Below are 741 nucleotides of genomic sequence, written 5' to 3' on the forward strand. Positions count from 1 at the left end.
TTGCGCTGAGTTTCTCAAAAGCCGCTGTGGGTGGGGGCGCGCTGTTCCCCTCGTTGCGGCAGGAATACGCGGATCGCGGCATTGCCTGTCTGCAATGTTATGCCACGGCCGATCTGGGCAATATCGCCTATGAGAGCGCCGCGATGGAGGGGATGATTCTGGACGAACATGTCATCGTCGAAATTGTCACTCCCGGCACCGGCACTCCGGTTGCGCCCGGTGAGGTTGGTGAGGTCGTGGTGACCTCTCTCAACCCGGATTACCCGCTGATCCGGTTTGCGACCGGCGACCTGTCGGCCATAATGCCGGGTCAGTCGCCTTGCGGTCGTACGAACGCTCGGATCATGGGATGGATGGGGCGTGCCGATCAGACCACCAAAATCAAGGGCATGTTCGTCCGGCCCGAGCAGGTGGCGGCGCTAGTCGACAAACATGCCGAGATCGTCAAAGCTCGCGTGATCGCAGCCCGTCAGGGTGAGATGGATACAATGACCGTCCAGATCGAGAGTGCTGGTGGCGATGACATGGCTTATGCGAAATCCGTGGCCGAAGTGCTGAAGCTGAAAGGCGCGATCGAGGTTGTGGCCCCCGGGTCCTTGCCCAAGGATGGCCTGGTGATCGAGGATCAGCGCGTCTATGACTGATATCTGCGGCGTTTGATGCCGCAGATTTGTTGCTAGATTTGTTGCTCTGGGCACTGGCGTTTCCTAGCGTTTTAGTCGAGAAAGAGGACGCCCTCGC

General features: G+C 59.4%; 1 protein-coding gene. It reads left to right on the forward strand.

Annotated features, from left to right (window positions below):
* Positions 1 to 644, forward strand: a 644-nt coding sequence (locus ACR0E6_RS22190; protein WP_480587436.1) for a phenylacetate--CoA ligase family protein, incomplete at its 5' end; no start/stop codon positions are given.
* Between the last annotated feature and the right edge of the window lie 97 nt (positions 645 to 741).

It is taken from the genome of Ruegeria sp. AP12, from assembly GCF_056540025.1.